General features: G+C 39.3%; 17 protein-coding genes. 15 read left to right on the top strand and 2 right to left on the bottom strand.

Annotated features, from left to right (window positions below):
- Window positions 1–485 precede the first annotated feature (485 nt).
- From QF041_RS04445 to QF041_RS04410, 8 genes are all read left to right on the top strand, one after another.
- Complete coding sequence (locus QF041_RS04445) at window positions 486–1,028, top strand: NADPH-dependent FMN reductase (protein WP_307412389.1); 543 nt, start codon at window positions 486–488, stop codon at window positions 1,026–1,028.
- Window positions 1,029–1,253: 225 nt separating this feature from the next.
- Entirely contained in the window at window positions 1,254–1,613 is a 360-nt protein-coding gene (locus tag QF041_RS04440; RefSeq protein ID WP_307412387.1) for a winged helix-turn-helix transcriptional regulator, read from the top strand.
- On the top strand, window positions 1,597–2,301 hold the full coding sequence (locus QF041_RS04435) for a response regulator transcription factor (protein ID WP_307412385.1): 705 nt from the start codon (window positions 1,597–1,599) through the stop codon (window positions 2,299–2,301). The genes QF041_RS04440 and QF041_RS04435 overlap by 17 nt, the downstream gene beginning before the upstream one ends.
- Before the next feature lie 75 nt (window positions 2,302–2,376).
- On the top strand, window positions 2,377–3,027 hold the full coding sequence (locus tag QF041_RS04430) for a cysteine hydrolase family protein (RefSeq protein WP_307412383.1): 651 nt from the start codon (window positions 2,377–2,379) through the stop codon (window positions 3,025–3,027).
- Window positions 3,028–3,257: 230 nt separating this feature from the next.
- Window positions 3,258–4,043, top strand: coding sequence for a MurR/RpiR family transcriptional regulator (locus tag QF041_RS04425; protein ID WP_307412381.1), 786 nt, complete (start codon window positions 3,258–3,260; stop codon window positions 4,041–4,043).
- Between the two features lie 272 nt (window positions 4,044–4,315).
- Window positions 4,316–5,704, top strand: a complete 1,389-nt coding sequence (locus QF041_RS04420; RefSeq protein WP_307412379.1) for a PTS transporter subunit EIIC — start codon at window positions 4,316–4,318, stop codon at window positions 5,702–5,704.
- A 58-nt stretch (window positions 5,705–5,762) separates the two neighbouring features.
- On the top strand, window positions 5,763–7,214 hold the full coding sequence (locus tag QF041_RS04415; RefSeq protein ID WP_307412377.1) for a glycoside hydrolase family 1 protein: 1,452 nt from the start codon (window positions 5,763–5,765) through the stop codon (window positions 7,212–7,214).
- 142 nt (window positions 7,215–7,356) lie between these two features.
- Window positions 7,357–7,860 carry a PTS sugar transporter subunit IIA gene (locus tag QF041_RS04410; protein WP_307412374.1) on the top strand — a complete coding sequence of 168 codons (504 nt, stop codon included), beginning with the start codon at window positions 7,357–7,359 and terminating at the stop codon, window positions 7,858–7,860.
- A 293-nt stretch (window positions 7,861–8,153) separates the two neighbouring features.
- Here QF041_RS04410 and QF041_RS04405 read toward each other — a convergent pair whose 3' ends face one another.
- The gene (locus QF041_RS04405) at window positions 8,154–9,239 is read right to left on the bottom strand and encodes a DUF1648 domain-containing protein (protein WP_307412372.1); all 1,086 of its coding nucleotides are present in this window, start codon (window positions 9,237–9,239) and stop codon (window positions 8,154–8,156) included.
- 365 nt (window positions 9,240–9,604) lie between these two features.
- Between QF041_RS04405 and QF041_RS04400 the strand changes: the two genes are divergently transcribed.
- From QF041_RS04400 to QF041_RS04380, 5 genes are all read left to right on the top strand, one after another.
- Window positions 9,605–10,579: a phosphotransferase enzyme family protein gene (locus QF041_RS04400; protein ID WP_307412370.1), complete on the top strand. Its 975-nt coding sequence runs from the start codon at window positions 9,605–9,607 to the stop codon at window positions 10,577–10,579.
- Window positions 10,580–10,667: 88 nt separating this feature from the next.
- The gene (locus tag QF041_RS04395; protein ID WP_091021024.1) at window positions 10,668–10,913 is read left to right on the top strand and encodes a hypothetical protein; all 246 of its coding nucleotides are present in this window, start codon (window positions 10,668–10,670) and stop codon (window positions 10,911–10,913) included.
- A gap of 375 nt (window positions 10,914–11,288) precedes the next feature.
- A complete protein-coding gene (locus QF041_RS04390; protein ID WP_307412368.1) occupies window positions 11,289–11,852 on the top strand; it encodes a GNAT family N-acetyltransferase in 564 nt (187 codons plus the stop codon).
- Between the two features lie 239 nt (window positions 11,853–12,091).
- Window positions 12,092–12,667 carry a TetR/AcrR family transcriptional regulator gene (locus QF041_RS04385; protein ID WP_253508804.1) on the top strand — a complete coding sequence of 192 codons (576 nt, stop codon included), beginning with the start codon at window positions 12,092–12,094 and terminating at the stop codon, window positions 12,665–12,667.
- A gap of 204 nt (window positions 12,668–12,871) precedes the next feature.
- Window positions 12,872–13,912 carry an NADH:flavin oxidoreductase gene (locus QF041_RS04380; protein ID WP_307412365.1) on the top strand — a complete coding sequence of 347 codons (1,041 nt, stop codon included), beginning with the start codon at window positions 12,872–12,874 and terminating at the stop codon, window positions 13,910–13,912.
- A gap of 321 nt (window positions 13,913–14,233) precedes the next feature.
- Here QF041_RS04380 and QF041_RS04375 read toward each other — a convergent pair whose 3' ends face one another.
- Window positions 14,234–15,253, bottom strand: a complete 1,020-nt coding sequence (locus QF041_RS04375; protein ID WP_307412363.1) for an alpha/beta fold hydrolase — start codon at window positions 15,251–15,253, stop codon at window positions 14,234–14,236.
- A gap of 145 nt (window positions 15,254–15,398) precedes the next feature.
- On the opposite strand from QF041_RS04375, the gene QF041_RS04370 reads away from it, so the two are divergent.
- Complete coding sequence (locus QF041_RS04370) at window positions 15,399–16,307, top strand: LysR family transcriptional regulator (protein WP_307412361.1); 909 nt, start codon at window positions 15,399–15,401, stop codon at window positions 16,305–16,307.
- Window positions 16,308–16,373: 66 nt separating this feature from the next.
- Window positions 16,374–17,090, top strand: a complete 717-nt coding sequence (locus tag QF041_RS04365) for a class I SAM-dependent methyltransferase (protein ID WP_307412360.1) — start codon at window positions 16,374–16,376, stop codon at window positions 17,088–17,090.
- The last annotated feature ends 162 nt before the right edge of the window (window positions 17,091–17,252 follow it).

The following is a 17,252-nucleotide window of genomic DNA, read 5'->3' as shown; positions in this document are numbered from 1 at the left end:
TTCGGCTACAGAGTATCATAACCAAGGTAATGTTCCCATTAAAAGTCGCTAATTTAGCGGCTTTTTAATATATTGGGCAAATAACCGTCCCCTTATTAAGGACAAAACTTTTACCGATGCCGATTCTTGTTATACCTTGGGCTAGGGTCTATAAAGTTTCCTCTAAAGGTTGACAATTTGTTAAAGATCAAACAAAATATATGCTATAGCATAAAAAAAATTTTAAGAGATTGTGTAGGGAACTAATGGAAAATCCCAATGCAAAATTTATATGCTATAGCATATTTTTATTTTATATGTACAACCTTAAGCTATGTTCTGGCTAGAGATCCTGAAGAAATTCATTTGAAAGATGTTCATACCATTCTTAATTCAGAACCACTTCAATTACCTAAGAGATCGTTACATGATGAAGTGATTTCATCAAAAGAAAGCATGCACTTTAACTATTAGCTTACTAATATATCATTTGTGGAGGCGAATTCATGAAATTATTAGGAGTATCTGGATCCCTACTGGGTAGTAAGACACCTGCTGCAATTAATGTTGTTCTTCAACGAGCCAAAAGTAAGTATCCTGAGATTGAGACAGAATTGTTAGACCTTCGTGATTACAAAAATATTGAATTTTGTGATGGACGGCAACTGGATAAATATAACGAACACACCAATACCGTCATTGAAAAAATATTAAGTGCTGATTGTTATGTAATTGGCTCTCCTATTTACCAATCGTCCATTACCGGTGTTTTGAAAAATATCTTTGATCTGTTGCCTGTACAAAGCTTCCAACATAAAGTGATGGGTTTTGTAGCTACAGGTGGAACCTATCAGCATTATCTTGTCATTGAAAATCAACTCAAACCTATTGCTGGCTTTTTTCGAGCATATATAGCCCCCAGTTATGTTTATCTAAACAAAGATCATTTTGGAATTGATCAAACTGTGGAAAATGAAGAGGTTCTAGTCCGACTAGAAAAACTAGCCGAAGAAATTGTGTTTATGCATACTAAACTGATCGAAAATTAAACGATGAAGTTATCTCAAAATGGAGGGAGGGCCCTTCCCAGTGTATTATCTTCAAATGAAGATGATCTATTTCTAGGGGAATGTGGACAACGGACTACAGAAATTACCAGGTGATTAATGAGATATATTCCAAGTTACCATATAAACACGAACCTACTATATAGCAGTATTTGAAAACAGATATATGCTACAGCATATAATTAGATGATTATGAGGAAAATTTAAATGGAAATAATCAGTGAAAAACTCGTTTCAACCTATAACATTATTACTAGACGGTGGAGTATCCATATACTTTACGAGCTCTTAGATAGTCCTAAAAAATTTAAAGAGATCTATCGGGAGATTAGCGGAATTTCTGAAATGATGCTGGCAAGAAGGTTAGAAGATCTTCAAAAAGAACGATTGATTACGAAGCACTTTACGTCCAATGAAGCTTATGCAATGTATGTATTAACTGAAAAGGGAAAGACATTATCTTCTTTTATACCTAATCTCATTGAATGGAGCTATACCCATTTTCTGATCACTGGGGATGAGCATACAACGAATAAGGAGGATAGGAGAGATGGTACTGCATTCTAATAAAATTTTAATTGTTGAAGATGAGTTGCGAATTCGTAATCTGCTGCGGTTTTACTTAGAGAGAGAAGGTTTCCATGTAGAAGAAGCTGAAACAGGAGAGAGTGGCCTAGACAAGGCATTGAGTTTTGATTACGACCTTTTGATTCTGGATGTTATGTTACCAGGGATGGATGGCATTTTTCTGACTTCGCGTATACGTCAATACAAATCAACACCTATACTTATTGTTACCGCAAAGGCTAGCGAAATGGATGTCATTCAAGGTTTTGAAGCAGGAGCAGATGATTATGTAACCAAACCATTTAGTCCTCGTGAAGTGGTTCATCGTATAAAAAGCGTAGTTCGGAGAAATCAAGGCATTGGTAATGATAACATCTCTTCTCAGAGAACATTGAAACTGCGTGATTTCGTTATTGAAGAGGATCACAAATTGAAGTCCAAAGGGAAAGAGGTTTTTCTGACGACTAAGGAATATGAATTGTTATTTTACTTAGCATCGTCACCAGACAAATTGTTTTCGAGAGAGAATATTTTACAAAATGTATGGAATTATGATTATATTGTTGATTATCGTACTGTAGACACGCATATCAAACGAATCCGGGAAAAGCTCGATCTGGTTTCACCCGAGGCATCCTCAATGATAAGAACCGTATGGGGACTGGGTTATAAATTTAAAATGAATTAGCCATGTATAAGACAATTAGATCACCTATAATCGATGTAATAATGAATCGACTAAAGACTATGGAGGATGATAGATATGTCACGATACACTGAACCCGATTGGAGCCGAACCGCTTTGATAACCATCGATTTACAAAAGGATAATTCACTTCCTGGATCGATTGCGGAAATTAAAGGTACTGCTGAACTTTTACCAACGATAGAGTTGATTACGAATGCTTTTCGGAAAGCTAAGCGTCCTATTATTCACGTTGTTCGACTATATAAAACGGATGGCTCAAATGTGGATCTTTGTCGAAGGGAAGTCGTGGAGAATGGATTGCATTTTGTGGTGCCCAATACAGATGGAGCTAATCTGGTTAGTGCAGTAAGACCTGCAAACAGCCCCGATCTCCATGGAGAGGAACTCCTTAGCGGGAAATTTCAACAATTGGGAGAACTCGATTGGGCTATGTATAAACCCAGATGGGGGGCTTTTTACCAAACTCGCCTTGAACAATTTTTAGCAGAAAAAGAGATTGATACGTTAGTTTTTATAGGCTGTAATTTCCCCAATTGTCCTCGAACCAGTATTTATGAAGCCAGCGAAAGAGATTTTAAGGTGGTTATGGCCGATGATGCTATATCTGGACTGTATGAGAAAGGGCTAGCAGAGATGAACAATATTAATGTTTCAGTCATATCTTCCTCTGAAATTATACGGAACTTAGAACTTATATCCGTGTAGAAAACAGATAACTCAGCCCCAAGCATAGAACTCCATTCTAGTCGCTATTATAGCGACTTTTTTTATATTATGGGTATGGTACAGGTTTGTGATTCTAAAGGTCAGCTTTTCTTCAAAAAAGATTTTTATGTTGCTTGCTTATTCCTCATGAGAATAATTATATTAACAAAGGGTAACATGAAGAAATAACTATGCTATTCCCACACAACGAAGAAAAGAGAGTGATCTATATGGACTATATTAATCGTTGGGGACTATTGAACTCCTTAATTAGCATTATTAATGAAACCTCAGATAATGATACCAATGTGATGCTCGCCAAATATCTACTAGAGAATTACAATCGATTACATGAACTCAATGTTTATGACATTGCAGATGAATGCTTTGTCAGTCGTGCAACTGTCAGGCGGCTGGCACAGAGCTTGGGATACAACAATTTCAAGGATTTAAAAAAGCAATTCGACGATTTTTATAGTAATTATAGTTTTTATCGATTTGGAATACCGGCCACCAGTGAAGAACATTCCGTTGCCAATCACCTATACGAGATGGCTTTGGAATGTGATCGCCACCTCACACCTGATTTTCTAGAGCGGGTAGTTACAAAAATCCATCAAAGCAAGCAGATTGTTTTTTTGACTTCCGACGTTTATAGCGACCAGTGCAGTGATTTTCAAAAGGCTATGATTTTATCCGGTAAAATTGTTAGAGTTATTTCAAATAAGTTTGAAGATAACCCTGTGCTTGAGAATTTGAATCAGGACGATATGTTGGTTGTTCTGTCCGTTGCCGGTTTTTTTGCAAATGTATCATTCGATATGGTCAATTCCCTAGATACGCATAAGGTGCTAATCACCACCATTCACAAGGAGTTATATGAGAAACACTATAATGAGGTATGGTATCTAAGCAGTTCTGATCTTTCTCAAAGCCGAAGTGTATATACAATCTATGCTCTTAAATATTATCTCGAAAGCATATATGCGACATATATAAAAAAGTATGGAAAATAGCTGATAACCTCTGCAATGTTGAGCTTCCTCAAATTAAATACCCTAGGAAACCAACGTTTTGACGTTAGGTTTCTTTTTATTGCAATCAAATTTTTTAAGCGGACTCAAAGAGCAGGTAAACGTTTTCAGCACTATTGAAAATCTGGGGTACAGATTTTGTCCCCAACTTTGTTTTTCAAATAAATATAATGAAATTACAGTATACTTCATCTTCAAAAATTAAAGCATTGAACATGAAGATATCCAAAAAAAGGGGTAGGGTGGGTGGGAATATGGCTTCAAATAAAACGCTTGTTCAGGATATTCTTGATGCTGCCGGGGGGACATCTAATATTCGAAGCGTAACACACTGTGCGACAAGACTACGTCTGACAGTCAATGATCCAGCAAAAACAAAAGATGAACAATCGATCAAAAAAATCAACGGGGTTCTTGGTATGGTCATGCGTAATGATGAATATCAGATCATTATTGGCCCTGGAGTTGAAGCTGTTTATCTAGACTTTTTAAAGTTAGGAGAGTTCAAAAAGGCTGCAGCCGAAGAAGATTCGCAAGGTGCACCTGAAAAGACAAAAAAGGGTCTTCGATCCTTATTGTTGAAAGCGATTGATTTCATCTCTGGTTCGTTTGTGCCCGTGTTACCCATTATCGTGGCCGGTGGTTTAATTAGTGCCATTCTCGTTGTATGCACTACCTTTTTCGGAATGAGTCCCGAGTCTGGAACGTATATCGTTCTGAATGCGATTTACCAAGCGGCTTTCACTTTTTTACCCATCTATGTAGGATATAATACGGCAAAAAAATTGAATGTTACACCCATGTTGGGTGCCCTATTAGGTGGTGTGTTTGTTACTGGTAGCATTAGCGGGGGTAAAGGACTTAATTTTGTAGGTATCCCTATCACAGCTGTAGACTACGGAAGTTCGGTTTTGCCAGTCGTGTTCAGTGTGCTCTTTATGTCTGCCATTTATCATCCACTGGAAAAACGTATTCCTAAATCCATCAAATTTTTTGTAGTACCTACCATTACTATGATTATTGCAGTCCCAGTCGCTTTGATTGCAATCGGTCCATTGGCAACTTGGCTGGGAAGCTACATTGCAATAGGCCTGGCATGGCTTCATGCTAACCTTGGCTGGTTCTCTGTTGGAGTTATGGGTGGACTCGCACCTGTATTAATTTTCAGTGGTACAGGGACTGCATTATATCCTGCGATCTTTCTTTCTTTCACGGAGAATGGATACGAAGGTTTTGTTATGACGGGTTTGTTGGCCGGCAATCTTGCGGTTGCAGGGGCTTCCATTGCGACAAGCATGCTGTTAAAGAACAAGGAATCCAAATCTGTGGCCATGTCTACGGGCATTACCGCTTCTTTCGGTATTACAGAGCCCGCAATCTTCGGAGTATTAACTAAGTTTAAACGTCCATTTATAGGGGCGATCATTGGTGGGGCTATAGCTGGCCTGTTTGCAGGGTTAATGCAGGTCGTAGAGTATAGTTTTTCATCACCTGGTATTGCTAGTGTTATCGCTTTCATTAATCCCGATGGAACGTTATTCAATTTCTTCATGGCAATTATAACGATGTTAATAGCATTTGTTGGTGGTTTTGTTGCTACTCGTATACTGGGTGTGGATGAAGACACGTTAATTGAAAAATAAGACGCTGTACGATTAAGTTTTGAGAACGCTTAAAATTAATTTTTAATAGAGAAAGGGAATGACTACAATGACTAATATTTTTCCAAAAGGATTCTTATTTGGTGGAGCAACAGCAGCGAATCAGCTTGAAGGAGCTTATGATCAAGGGAATAAAGGGCTCTCCAGCTCGGACATGGTGCGTTACATCCCTATGGATAAGGCGAACAAAGAAACTTCCTTTACCTTTGATGTAAACCAACAACAGATTGACGAGATACTCAAGGATCCTGAACAATTCAACCTTCCTAAGCGTAGAGGTATCGATTTCTACCATCATTATAAGGAAGATATCGCACTTTTTGCCGAAATGGGCTTCAATGTATTCCGTATGTCGATTTCTTGGCCTCGGATCTTCCCAACAGGTGAAGAAACTGAACCAAATGAAGAGGGCTTGAAATTCTATGACGAAGTGTTTGATGAGCTGGCTAAATATAATATCACCCCATTAGTCACCATCTCGCACTATGATTATCCGCTTCATCTTGTTCAGAAATACAATGGATTTGAAAATCGGGAAATGATTGATCTATTCGTGAAGTATGCAAAAACATTATTTTCTCGCTATCACAAAAAGGTGAAATACTGGCTCACATTTAATGAAATTAACATGGTTATGGACAGTCCATATACCTGCAGTGGAGCCATCCCTGAAAACTCAAAACGAAATGAAATGGATTTGAGATTCCAGTGCACGCACAATCAATTTGTTGCGTCCGCTTTAGCTGTTCAGGCAGCACATGAAATTGATCCAAGCCTGAAAGTGGGCTGCATGGTTTGTCGCTTGGAATACTACCCTGAAACATGTGAGCCAGCTAACCAATGGCGTGCTCTACAGGAAGAGCAACTGAACAATTTCTTTGGTGATGTGCATGTTTTTGGTGAATATCCATTTTACATGGAGCGGTATTTTAAAGAAAATAATGTTCATATTGAGATGCAGCCTGGTGATCTTGAGATCCTGAAAAATGGACGTGTGGATTTCGTATCTTTCAGCTATTACATGTCTTATATCGCTCGTGCCAACTCAGGCGATCTGGGTCACTTGAACAGTAAAATTAAGAATCCTTATCTGAGATCAACCAAAAGCGGCTGGCAAATCGATCCGCTGGGATTCAGAATTGCTTTAAATAACTTGTACGATCGATATCATCTTCCTTTGATCATTGCCGAGAACGGCTTCTCAGATGTTGAGAGCCTTGATGAGAACAATGAAATTCAAGATGATGGAAGAATTCAGTTTTTGAAAGAACATTTGGAACAATTACAAGAGGCCATTCTAGATGGAGTAGATGTATTCGGGTACTGCTGGTGGGGACCAATCGACATTATTTCTTCTAGCTCATCTGAGATGACTAAACGATATGGATTTATTTATGTGGATCAAGATAATGAAGGAAACGGTAGTTTGAAACGTTATAAAAAGAAGAGCTTCTATTGGTATAAACAATTCATCACAGAACACTCCAGTTAATAGAGCTTCTAGAACTTTCATACCTGCTGCTCCATTTTAAAAGTAATTAGATATACCGTCTTGGAGTCATTTGAAAGATATACTGATCCAGGACGGTAATCATTTTTCCAAGACTAGACTAAAAATAAAGGAAATGATCGTTATGTTTAAAAACTTGTTTGGAAAAAAAGAAGACGTGTCAAAAACGATTGAATTGAAGGCTTATGCAACAGGCAAATTAGTGAGCATAGAAGAGGTACCAGATCCCGTTTTTTCAGAAAAGATGATGGGAGAAGGCGTTGCCATTATTCCTTCGGAAGGAAAAATATATGCACCAATTGAAGGCGAAGTCGTACGAGTATTTCCGAGAAAACATGCGGTTGTGATAAGGGCTCAAAATGGTGCAGAAATTTTAATCCATATCGGTCTTGAGACTGTATCCATGAAGGGTGAAGGATTTACCACACATGTTACCGAAGGAAAAAAAGTCAAAGCGGGGGATTTGCTTGTAACCGTTGATCTAAATTTGGTGAAAGAAAAAGCAAAAGACATCATAACCCCACTTGTTATCACAAATGCCGATGTAATAGAACATGTAGAAAAACCGATTTCATCTGGAAATGTGACTGCTTCAGAGCAAATAATTTTATTGGTAACAGCAAAATAGCCATTAATTCTCATCTTGATATCGTTAAATACTCTGGCTACTTAAGAATCGAAAGGAACATTGTACTTTTAGTCGCTATCATAGCGGCTTTTTTTGTTGTATAGGTTAAGAGTTTCTTTAGCTGATCGCGACTTTTTATGTAATCGGTACAAGTTCTTGTCCCAAGCCAAGAACTTGTACCGATTGAATGGATAAGAACATAGTCCCATCACCCGGCATAACATCAAAGTCGAATCACGCCACAGGTCTGCCCTAGCTGGAATACTCCGGCGAGTACTAACCTCAAAGCCTGGTTACACCACAACTAACAGTACGATAATTCCGAGCAAAATCAGCCAGCATACTGGGTGACCGAAATTTAATCCCCAGCCGACTCCGAATCTTTTCTCGACGATTAGGTTTGAATCCTTGCGATTGAAATAAATCATACCTAATAGCCATTTATCATCATCATGGAAAGGTCTGAAATTGGAGCGCTCTGCCGATTGCTCCAAGCGGCTTCCGCCCTGACCAGCCCAGAACGATAAGGCTAAGGCGTATAGGATGATAAAGGCTATTATGATTAGGATAATTGGAATAGCGAAATTGATGTTAAGCAGAGATATCATATTTAGTTGCACGACGGACAACAGGATAACTATTAAGAAGCTTGCTGTAATCATGAAACTTGACCAAGTACGGCGGAAAGTTACGTCTTGTCTGATGGAACGGTTCGGATCAGTGGGTTGAACCTGCTGCTTCACTCTGCGAATACTCCAATTCTCAAATATGAACACAAGTATTAAGAACACTTGCATTATCGTAGGCATAAACACAGAACTATAAGATTTAGCTGCATAGCCGTCTACGTTCCAACTGCTGTTGTAATGGATCGGAATCTGGTCAGGAATTAGTTCGTAGTTGAGTAGCACAGTTACAATACCAACAACAATAATGAAAACATGGATGAGGAACCAATTACTAGACAAGCTAATGTTTCTTTTCCGAAAACCAGTGTCCACTGCTATGATCGATGGTTCCAGAGCAATTGGCAGCATAGGTAGTAAACTTTTCATTTTGAAATGATAGCTAATGTTTATGACTAGGGAGATTACGGCCATGGCGAGTGAATAAGCGACAATGATCCAACTTTGTTGCTTGGAATGTTCATCACCGTATATTAGGCAGATGATACAAACAATGAATAGGATGGTATGAAAGGTAGCACTAATCCTAGCATATGACTTCCGCATCTGGCGTAGAGGTTCGCTATGAAATTGTACAGCGCTGACGGTGACCCCAAAACTAATCGTCTCTCTTGTTAAATAAGGCATGCTTACCATGAGTACAATGGTAGGTACAAATACAAAGATCATTACTATAACAGGCATTATCGTCATATCATTCGCCTCCTCTTATACATAAGTGTGTATTCGAAAACTCTATAACCTTTAGAGCATATGCGATGCATCACTATGTCTTTTTGCGTATGTTTATCGTTTTAACTTAGGGTAAGTAATCGACTTGAATATAAATTTAATTATAATTGATTTTATTGACTACATGGGTGAAATTAACATTTGTCAGACCTTTTTGCTACGCAGCGATACTCATCTGACAACTGAATTATGGTAAGTACATCTGTTTAAAATTCTGTGTAGGTACAGGGCAGTAAAGTTTAGTTATAATCAACTTTTATCACCATAAAATAAAGTTCACTTGGTAAAATTGTGAAGTAAAAATCACATTAACTGGAGTGGATACTATGCTTTCTGAAGAAGATTATGCGAAGGTGGCGAAAGAAGCTTTACATCAATACCCAATCTATTGGGAAAAACTTGTGTATCTCGGAAAGAGTGATAATGTTACATTTCAAGTTCAGACCAACGATGATCATCAAAAGTTTCTTATCAAAATCCATATCTCAACGATTTCCATTCAATCAAAAGGGAATATCACATCAGAGCTTATTTGGCTTGAAGCTTTGGTTAAAGATACAAATCTCGTCATACCTGTACCTGTCAGAAATCTTCAAGGTGATCTGGTAACAGAAATATCAACTGATTTTAGCGAAAATACAATCATGGTGACTATTCATCATTGGATTCATGGAAGCGTACTTCAAAGAGAGCCAACAAGTAATGAAACTGAAAATTTGGCTCTCTTAATGGCGGCTCTACATAAACATTCTATGCAGTGGAATGCACCTGAAGGCTTTAATAGACCAATATACAATTCTGATCATTTATATTCATCACTTAATCAATTAAAACAGTTAGTAAATTTAGAGCTTATCTCAAGTGAAGTGTTTGTTCATGTGGAAGAGTCAGCACATAAAATAGCAAATGTGATACAAAATTATAAACTTTTGCCAAGTAACTGGGGAGTTATTCATTCTGACCTTCATGAGAGTAACTATGTATTTTATGACGATACTCCTCAACCTATAGATTTTTCCAATTGTGGCTATGGCTTTTATTTATTTGATATGGCTGAAACATTTTTGCATCTTTCATCTGATAATAGGAAAGTATTTATTTCATCGTATAGCAAAGTAAATCAACTGGAAGAGAATTATGTCGAGTTATTAGAAGCATTTTTTATTTGGTCAATCATTAGGACTTTTGCATTCCATTCTCTAAATCCAAATGAACAACAATCCTTAGCGGCAAATTTTCCATCAGTTATTGAAAACTATTTCAGGAAATATCTTAAAGGAGAAATTTTTTTGTTAAACTAAGGAGTAGGTTAGTGTAATTTCCCGTTTTAGATAACGTTATAATATAAACAGAGTTCAAGACATGAATACAATAAATGGAGGGGTAGGATTGAACAAGTATGTGTTACATATAGTTGCAAGTGTAATTTGCATATTGTTACCTGCTGTTGGTCTCTTATATGTTTTGTGGGATAGCCACCAACCCAAAATAGGACCTGTAGGAGACGGAAAACCGAATTATCCTTCAATATCTCAATGGATATCTATTGGCTCTTCTTTTATTCTTGGAGTAGTTAATTTACCTCTTTCCATAATTCGATATAGACAAAAGGCTAAAGAAGATATTAAAAGTTAATGCTTGTTGCGCTAACGTAGAAACTATAATTGAATAAACGACGAAAATGAAGCTGCCTGTGTTGGACCGGCAGCTTCATTACGTTAACGGGCAGGATAGATGAATTTTGTGAATATACGCCAGGTATGCGAACGATAAAAACATAAACTTTTAAGATTAAAGACATGCTACAGTCTTCAGAATCGCAGAATTCGTCAAAGGAAGTACGATCGCAAAAAAAAGAGGTCGAACCCGTCCGAATTTTATGGCTATCAGCCCTTCGATGGTGAAGTACCTTCATGTACAAGATACGATCATTATCCATTAAACCGGAAGGAATATCTCTTACCTGTCTTGAATCACGATAAATCTGAATTAAAGTTGGAGGCGAATGAGATGCTGGAATTAGAGTTTACTACTATAGAGGAGTGGGATGAAGAATTGTGGGCACGGATGGAGCGAATCTATCATGAGGCTTTTCAAAGCGGCGCTAAGACAAAAGCGATTCTGCGCAGTATGCTGGACCGGAAGATTGGTTATTTACACACGGGCGTGCATCATGGAGAAGTGGTTGCGATGGCTGTTACTGGACTGGAGGGGAAGGTTGCGGACCGCATCCTGATCATCGATTACCTCGCGGTTGAACAGAAGCTGCGAGGGTGGGGCATAGGGACCTGGATATTAGAGCAGCTCAGAGCCTGGGCGTTAAGGGAGCACCGGATCAAAGGTATGATTATCGAGGCGGAGTTCGGGACAACAGAGGCTCATCAGGAACGCATACAGTTCTGGCAACGCAACGGGTTCATCCTAACCTCCTATGTCCATCAATATAGAATGGTGCCAGAGCCGTATCAGGCAATGATGCTGCCACTGGATACAAGTACGCATGTGCCTGATGATGGTGAAGCACTGTTTCGTTATATCAATGCTTTTCACAAGGTTGCTTACCGAAAGAGTTAGACCGCATTCAATGGGGTAGTGGAAATGAATGGGGATAAACATTCTCTTTTGTGTTTAGTTTAATGTAAGGACCATAAAAAACGGACATATGAAGATCCGTCTTCACACTTTTGGGAAGATCGGTGCTTTTGTTCATTTATATAAAAATTTATGTTTATCCATTGTGACTATCCTCTTTCAAACAGGATGTAAAATGATCAGTTCTTGACTGCATGGTCAATAACTGATACATTAATCCCATGAGTAGACCAAGAGAATTTGATGTCGATCGTGTATTACACCAGTCTATGGAAGTGTTCTGGAATCAAGGCTTCAAAGCAACTTCTTATGAGGACCTTACGCGTACTACGGGAGTCAAAAAGCAAAGTTTGTACTGTGTTTTTAAAGACAAGCGATCGTTGTTCCTGAAGGCGTTGGCACTTTACCGTGAACAGGTTATAGCGAAACTGAAAGAGATTGAAGCCCTGGATTCGTCTCCCGTTGATAAACTGGATACCTTACGATATTCCCTTTTAGACGATGAAACTAGCTGCCAAGGGTGTCTAATTGTGAATGCATCACTCGAATTCGGAACAGATGACGAGCAGGTCACACGAGAAGCTGAGCTCATGGCAGAAGAGATTCAACTGGTATTAGAGAAGATCATAAGTAGTGGCCAGAAACAACAGTTAATTTCCAACCGGTACACGAGTATAGAGCTTGCATCTTATCTAAATAACACCATTCTTGGTGTGAGAGTTATGGAGAAATCAGGTTCATCCCGTGAACAGATCGAGACGGTTCTGCGTACTTCATTTGGCATGATCATGTCTTGATCTTTTTTTTGTGAAATTCTTGACTACGAAGTCAAAAATAATTGAAGGCGGATTAATACACCACGAAACCTTGAAGGAGGTGGGGCTTTTCGATAAAAATCGTGTATTGATTCATTTGGAAATAACGTCTAGCTGTTAACCAGGCTGGTTGCTGTTTAACATCTCCTAGTCAATTTATATAAAACGAAATATGTGGAGGTTATTATGAATTATTCTCAATCCGTAGAAGCATTGTTCCAACCTATAGAGTTAGGTCATTTGAAGTTATCCAATCGGATCGTGATGGCGCCGATGACGCGTCAATTTTCTCCGGACGGTATTCCGGGTTCGAATGTTGCGGGCTATTACCGCCGCAGAGCAGAGAACGCAGTGGGGCTTATTGTGACGGAAGGTACAATAATTAATCATCCGGATGCATCCAATCAAGCCAATGTGCCGCACTTTTATGGCGAAGCTGCAATGAATGGTTGGGCACATGTTGTATCTGAAGTACATGAAGCTGGCGGTCGAATTATTCCACAGATCTGGCATATGGGAGCCAAAGGTCATGTTAATGATTATTCGGAAGCTGAGATTGCTACAATCGTTCAGGAATTCGCACAAGCAGCCTCAGAAGCGAAACGCGTTGGGTTCGATGGTGTTGAAATCCATGGAGCACACGGCTATCTGATCGACCAATTCCTGTATGAGAAAACCAACTCTCGTACGGATCGTTATGGTGGAGATATGATGGCTCGCACACGTTTTGCAGTTGAAGTGATTGAGGCTTGCCGTAAAGTAGTGGGATCGGAATTCCCTATTGTACTGCGTTTATCTCAGTGGAAGACAGATGATTATCAGGCTAAATTGGCTGAAACACCGGAATTACTGGAGCAGCTTCTCGCACCGTTGGTTCAAGCTGGAGTCGATATCTTCCACTGTTCCACACGCCGTTTCTGGGAGCCGGAATTCGAAGGGTCTGATCTGAATTTTGCTGGTTGGACAAAAAAATTGACTGGTAAACCGACAATCACTGTCGGATCGATTGGTCTTGATGGTGACTTTACAAGTCTGTTCACAGAAGGTAAAGGCGCAAGTAACGCCGGTATCGAGGGATTGGTACAACGACTTCAGAATGATGAGTTTGATCTGGTTGCTGTAGGCCGTGCTCTTCTAGTCGACCCTGAATGGGTTAAGAAAATTCAAGAAGGACGTACTGATGATCTGGTTCCATTCACAAGAGAAGCGATGACTGTACTTACTTAATTGTAGTTATAATCATTAGGAATATGTATTAATCAAACACACCTTCAAGAGAATGAAACCTTGTCGTAAGATAGGGAGATCATCTTGGAGGTGTGTTTGTAATGCCAACCAGAGTGAGTTATCCGGTGGAATTAAAGATGAAAGACATAGAAATGAGACTGGCAGAGGATGCAAGAGAAACATCGGAATAAGGTCCTCAACTTCATTATTGCTGGTTCCTTAATTTCTACATCATCACTCAACAACACCACTGCTTGGGGGGAGCTCTCCCTCCGAAAGATCAACCCTTCTCCTCACTGAATTCCCAATGCAAGTGACGATCTATTCATTAGTGCTAAGTGACAACAAGTGTTTTAGATTGTCATCAATAAATTGATTATCGGCACTGTTGATTCCACGACCGGCAAAATGGCCCCAGATCGATTGGATTGGTTTCAAGACAGCATTAGGTATACGCTTAGCTTCGTATTCATTATCGGCCGCTGTGCAGAAGAGATCCGTGCTTCCCGGCATGATACAGGCATAAGCTTTTATGCTCTGAAGTGCTTTATTAAAGTCTCCGTTATAGGAGGGGTTTGCACTGATATCTGCATGTTGACCTGTCCATAACATGGCCAGAACATTATGCGGATCCATATTCATAAAGCTATTTTCCCAGACACCAGCTACAAAATCCTCCAATGTGTCAAATCCCATCTCACGGTAAAGCTCTTCTCTATAAAACGCATGTGATAGTCCCCATCCCGCATACACCCGACCAACGGCACGCATGTCTGTAGAACTTAGTTGGTTTAATTTATTTGAGTCGAAGCCGACTGCAGATAGCAGTGAAGCTTTCACGCCTTCCAGGACCACAAATGTGTGTGGCCAAGGTTTGGCGATGCCTCCGAAAGGTGCGATTCGTTCAACCATCTCCGGGTAACTTGCCCCCCATTGAAATGCCTGAATGCCGCCCATCGACCACCCGACGACGAGAGCAATCTTTTCAATACCGAATTTTTCGGTCAGCAGTTGGTGCTGGAATCGAACGTTGTCATAGATGGTTACCTGTGGAAAGTTAGCCCGATCGAATGGAGGAGGCGTGTTACTGGGAGAGGAAGAGAGTCCATTGCCCATCAAATTGGGAACGATAATAAAATATTTCTCTGGATCCAGTGCCATCCCGCTGCCAATGAGCCATTCATTCTGAATATGCTGATCTCCAAAAGCCGTTGGATAGACAATAACATTATCCTTCTGTTCATTTAATTTTCCGTATGTTTTGTAAGCAAGAAAAGCATTTGGTAACGTCACTCCTGATTGTAAGAGTACATCACCCAAATTAAAAATTTCATAATCCATCGTATAGTCGCTCCCTTCAAAATAAAAAACCACATGTTCACTGTGATCTCTTGTACTCAGTATAGAGCTGTGATACCCTCAATAAAAGTGAATAGAATTCATAATAGTATTCAATAAAATTGAAAGATGAAGGGGGGATCATCGGATGGAATTGCGTCAACTGAATACGTTTTGTACGGTTGCAACAACATTGAATTTCACGCGGGCAGCAGAAGCGCTGAGCTACGTTCCTTCCAACGTCACGATGCAAATTAAAGCATTGGAAGATGAGCTAGGTGTTCGCCTCTTTGATCGGTTGGGCAAGCAACTCGCGCTCACAACTGCGGGTAAACGCTTTTTAACACACGCCCAAGGCGTTCTTGAAAAAATGGACGAAGCTCGAAGTGCTGTCCATGATAATGAAAAATTAAGTGGTACCTTAACGATAAGTGCAAATGAGGTTATTTGCTCCTATCGGCTTCCACCTGTCTTCCAACGGTTTCGTTCGCAGCATCCAGGAGTTCGTCTTATCTTCCGCTCAGTGCCGAATCAAGAACTCAAGCAAACGCTCTTTGAGGGAACCACGGATATTGTTTATATGTTGGATGAACCCATTCGCTCGAGTGGACTTTCCGTGGAACCTTTGCTGGAAGAACATTTCCGATTGTTAGCTGCTCCTGATCATCCACTCGCCAAACGAACTGTGCTGCAATTGGAAGATTTCCATGATGAAGTGTTCCTGACAAATGAGAAGGGTTGTCCCTATCGAACGATGTTTGATCGGTCATTTGAGAAAGAGGGCATTGATAGCATTACATATTTAGAGTTTCAAAGTGCTGAAGCCATTAAACAATGTGCAATTTCAGGAATCGGTATTGCCTTTCTTCCTGAGATCGTCGTGGAGTCTGAAGTTGAACGCGGAGAACTTGTTGTCCTCCCATGGCAAATTCCGGACTTGCAGGTATATACACAGATGTTGTGGCATAAAGACAAGTGGCTTTCACCAATCATGTTATCTTTTATAGAAGCAACCAGGGAAGTTTTTGGTTCACAGAGTGAGAATAAAACCGTATAGCTTATGTATGAGACATCAAACTGTTGAGCACAGTAAAACGCTGATGAAAGTGGGGAGACATTATTTATGATTCCATTAGTATATGACCAGATTAACCATTGGGGAAAAGACGATGAATTTTTCCTTGCATTGTTAAAGAAATTACAAGTAGAATCTATAGCTGACCTGGGCTGTGGAACAGGAAGATGGACTACTCATCTTGTTCAGTGCGGTTATAAAATTACCGCTATAGATCCCAATAAAGAAGCGATTGAAATGGCGCGAAGTAAAGATAATTCTGGAAATGTGAATTGGATTATAGGTGATAGTGCGGATTTGCAAACCAATACCTATGATGCGGTAATTATGACAGCCAATGTTGCACAGGTATTTCTTACAGATGATAGTTGGAAGCAAGTGATCTCAGACGTATTCCGATCCCTAAAAATCGGGGGTCACTTTATTTTTGATACAAGAAACCCTTTGGTAAAAGTATGGGAAGAATGGGAGAAGGACAAAACTCCTGACTTAGCTAAAGATAGACTAAGCGGAGATCCTTTAGAAATTTATACAGAATATGAAGGGTTTGTGGGAGATATTTACACTTTTTATGAAATAGTAAAAAACACCAAAACAGAAAAAGTATTAGTTCATGAAAAAATGCAGCTGAGGTTTCGAAATCAAGAAGAATTCAATGAGTCGCTGAAACAAATCGGTTTTTCAAAAATTAAAACATATGGTGATTGGGAGTTTAAACAAGCAAATTCTGAGAATAGATCGTTTATTTTTCATTGTGTAAAATAGTAGTTAGTAAAAAAATGTCGAGGGACAAGAACAGATTGAACAAATTTCTTATTCCTAAAATAACTACAGACATTGTTTATTCAGATCTATTCACTGAAATTTGTTCATATATGATGAACTGGAGTATGATGGGAGAAGGCGATGCTGATAATTACCATATAA

Origin of the sequence: Paenibacillus sp. W2I17, assembly GCF_030815985.1 — a bacterium.
Classification (GTDB): Bacteria; Bacillota; Bacilli; order Paenibacillales; family Paenibacillaceae; genus Paenibacillus.
This window is presented reverse-complemented; position numbering and strand designations above follow the sequence as displayed.

What these genes read in the sequence shown, in the direction of transcription:
- QF041_RS04445 (WP_307412389.1), top strand. Translation starts at nt 486, where the DNA reads ATGAAATTATTAGGAGTATCTGGATCCCTACTGGGTAGTAAGACACCT.
- QF041_RS04440 (WP_307412387.1), top strand. Translation starts at nt 1,254, where the DNA reads ATGGAAATAATCAGTGAAAAACTCGTTTCAACCTATAACATTATTACT.
- QF041_RS04435 (WP_307412385.1), top strand. Translation starts at nt 1,597, where the DNA reads ATGGTACTGCATTCTAATAAAATTTTAATTGTTGAAGATGAGTTGCGA.
- QF041_RS04430 (WP_307412383.1), top strand. Translation starts at nt 2,377, where the DNA reads ATGTCACGATACACTGAACCCGATTGGAGCCGAACCGCTTTGATAACC.
- QF041_RS04425 (WP_307412381.1), top strand. Translation starts at nt 3,258, where the DNA reads ATGGACTATATTAATCGTTGGGGACTATTGAACTCCTTAATTAGCATT.
- QF041_RS04420 (WP_307412379.1), top strand. Translation starts at nt 4,316, where the DNA reads ATGGCTTCAAATAAAACGCTTGTTCAGGATATTCTTGATGCTGCCGGG.
- QF041_RS04415 (WP_307412377.1), top strand. Translation starts at nt 5,763, where the DNA reads ATGACTACAATGACTAATATTTTTCCAAAAGGATTCTTATTTGGTGGA.
- QF041_RS04410 (WP_307412374.1), top strand. Translation starts at nt 7,357, where the DNA reads ATGTTTAAAAACTTGTTTGGAAAAAAAGAAGACGTGTCAAAAACGATT.
- QF041_RS04405 (WP_307412372.1), bottom strand. Translation starts at nt 9,239, where the DNA reads ATGACGATAATGCCTGTTATAGTAATGATCTTTGTATTTGTACCTACC.
- QF041_RS04400 (WP_307412370.1), top strand. Translation starts at nt 9,605, where the DNA reads ATGCTTTCTGAAGAAGATTATGCGAAGGTGGCGAAAGAAGCTTTACAT.
- QF041_RS04390 (WP_307412368.1), top strand. Translation starts at nt 11,289, where the DNA reads ATGCTGGAATTAGAGTTTACTACTATAGAGGAGTGGGATGAAGAATTG.
- QF041_RS04385 (WP_253508804.1), top strand. Translation starts at nt 12,092, where the DNA reads ATGAGTAGACCAAGAGAATTTGATGTCGATCGTGTATTACACCAGTCT.
- QF041_RS04380 (WP_307412365.1), top strand. Translation starts at nt 12,872, where the DNA reads ATGAATTATTCTCAATCCGTAGAAGCATTGTTCCAACCTATAGAGTTA.
- QF041_RS04375 (WP_307412363.1), bottom strand. Translation starts at nt 15,253, where the DNA reads ATGGATTATGAAATTTTTAATTTGGGTGATGTACTCTTACAATCAGGA.
- QF041_RS04370 (WP_307412361.1), top strand. Translation starts at nt 15,399, where the DNA reads ATGGAATTGCGTCAACTGAATACGTTTTGTACGGTTGCAACAACATTG.
- QF041_RS04365 (WP_307412360.1), top strand. Translation starts at nt 16,374, where the DNA reads ATGATTCCATTAGTATATGACCAGATTAACCATTGGGGAAAAGACGAT.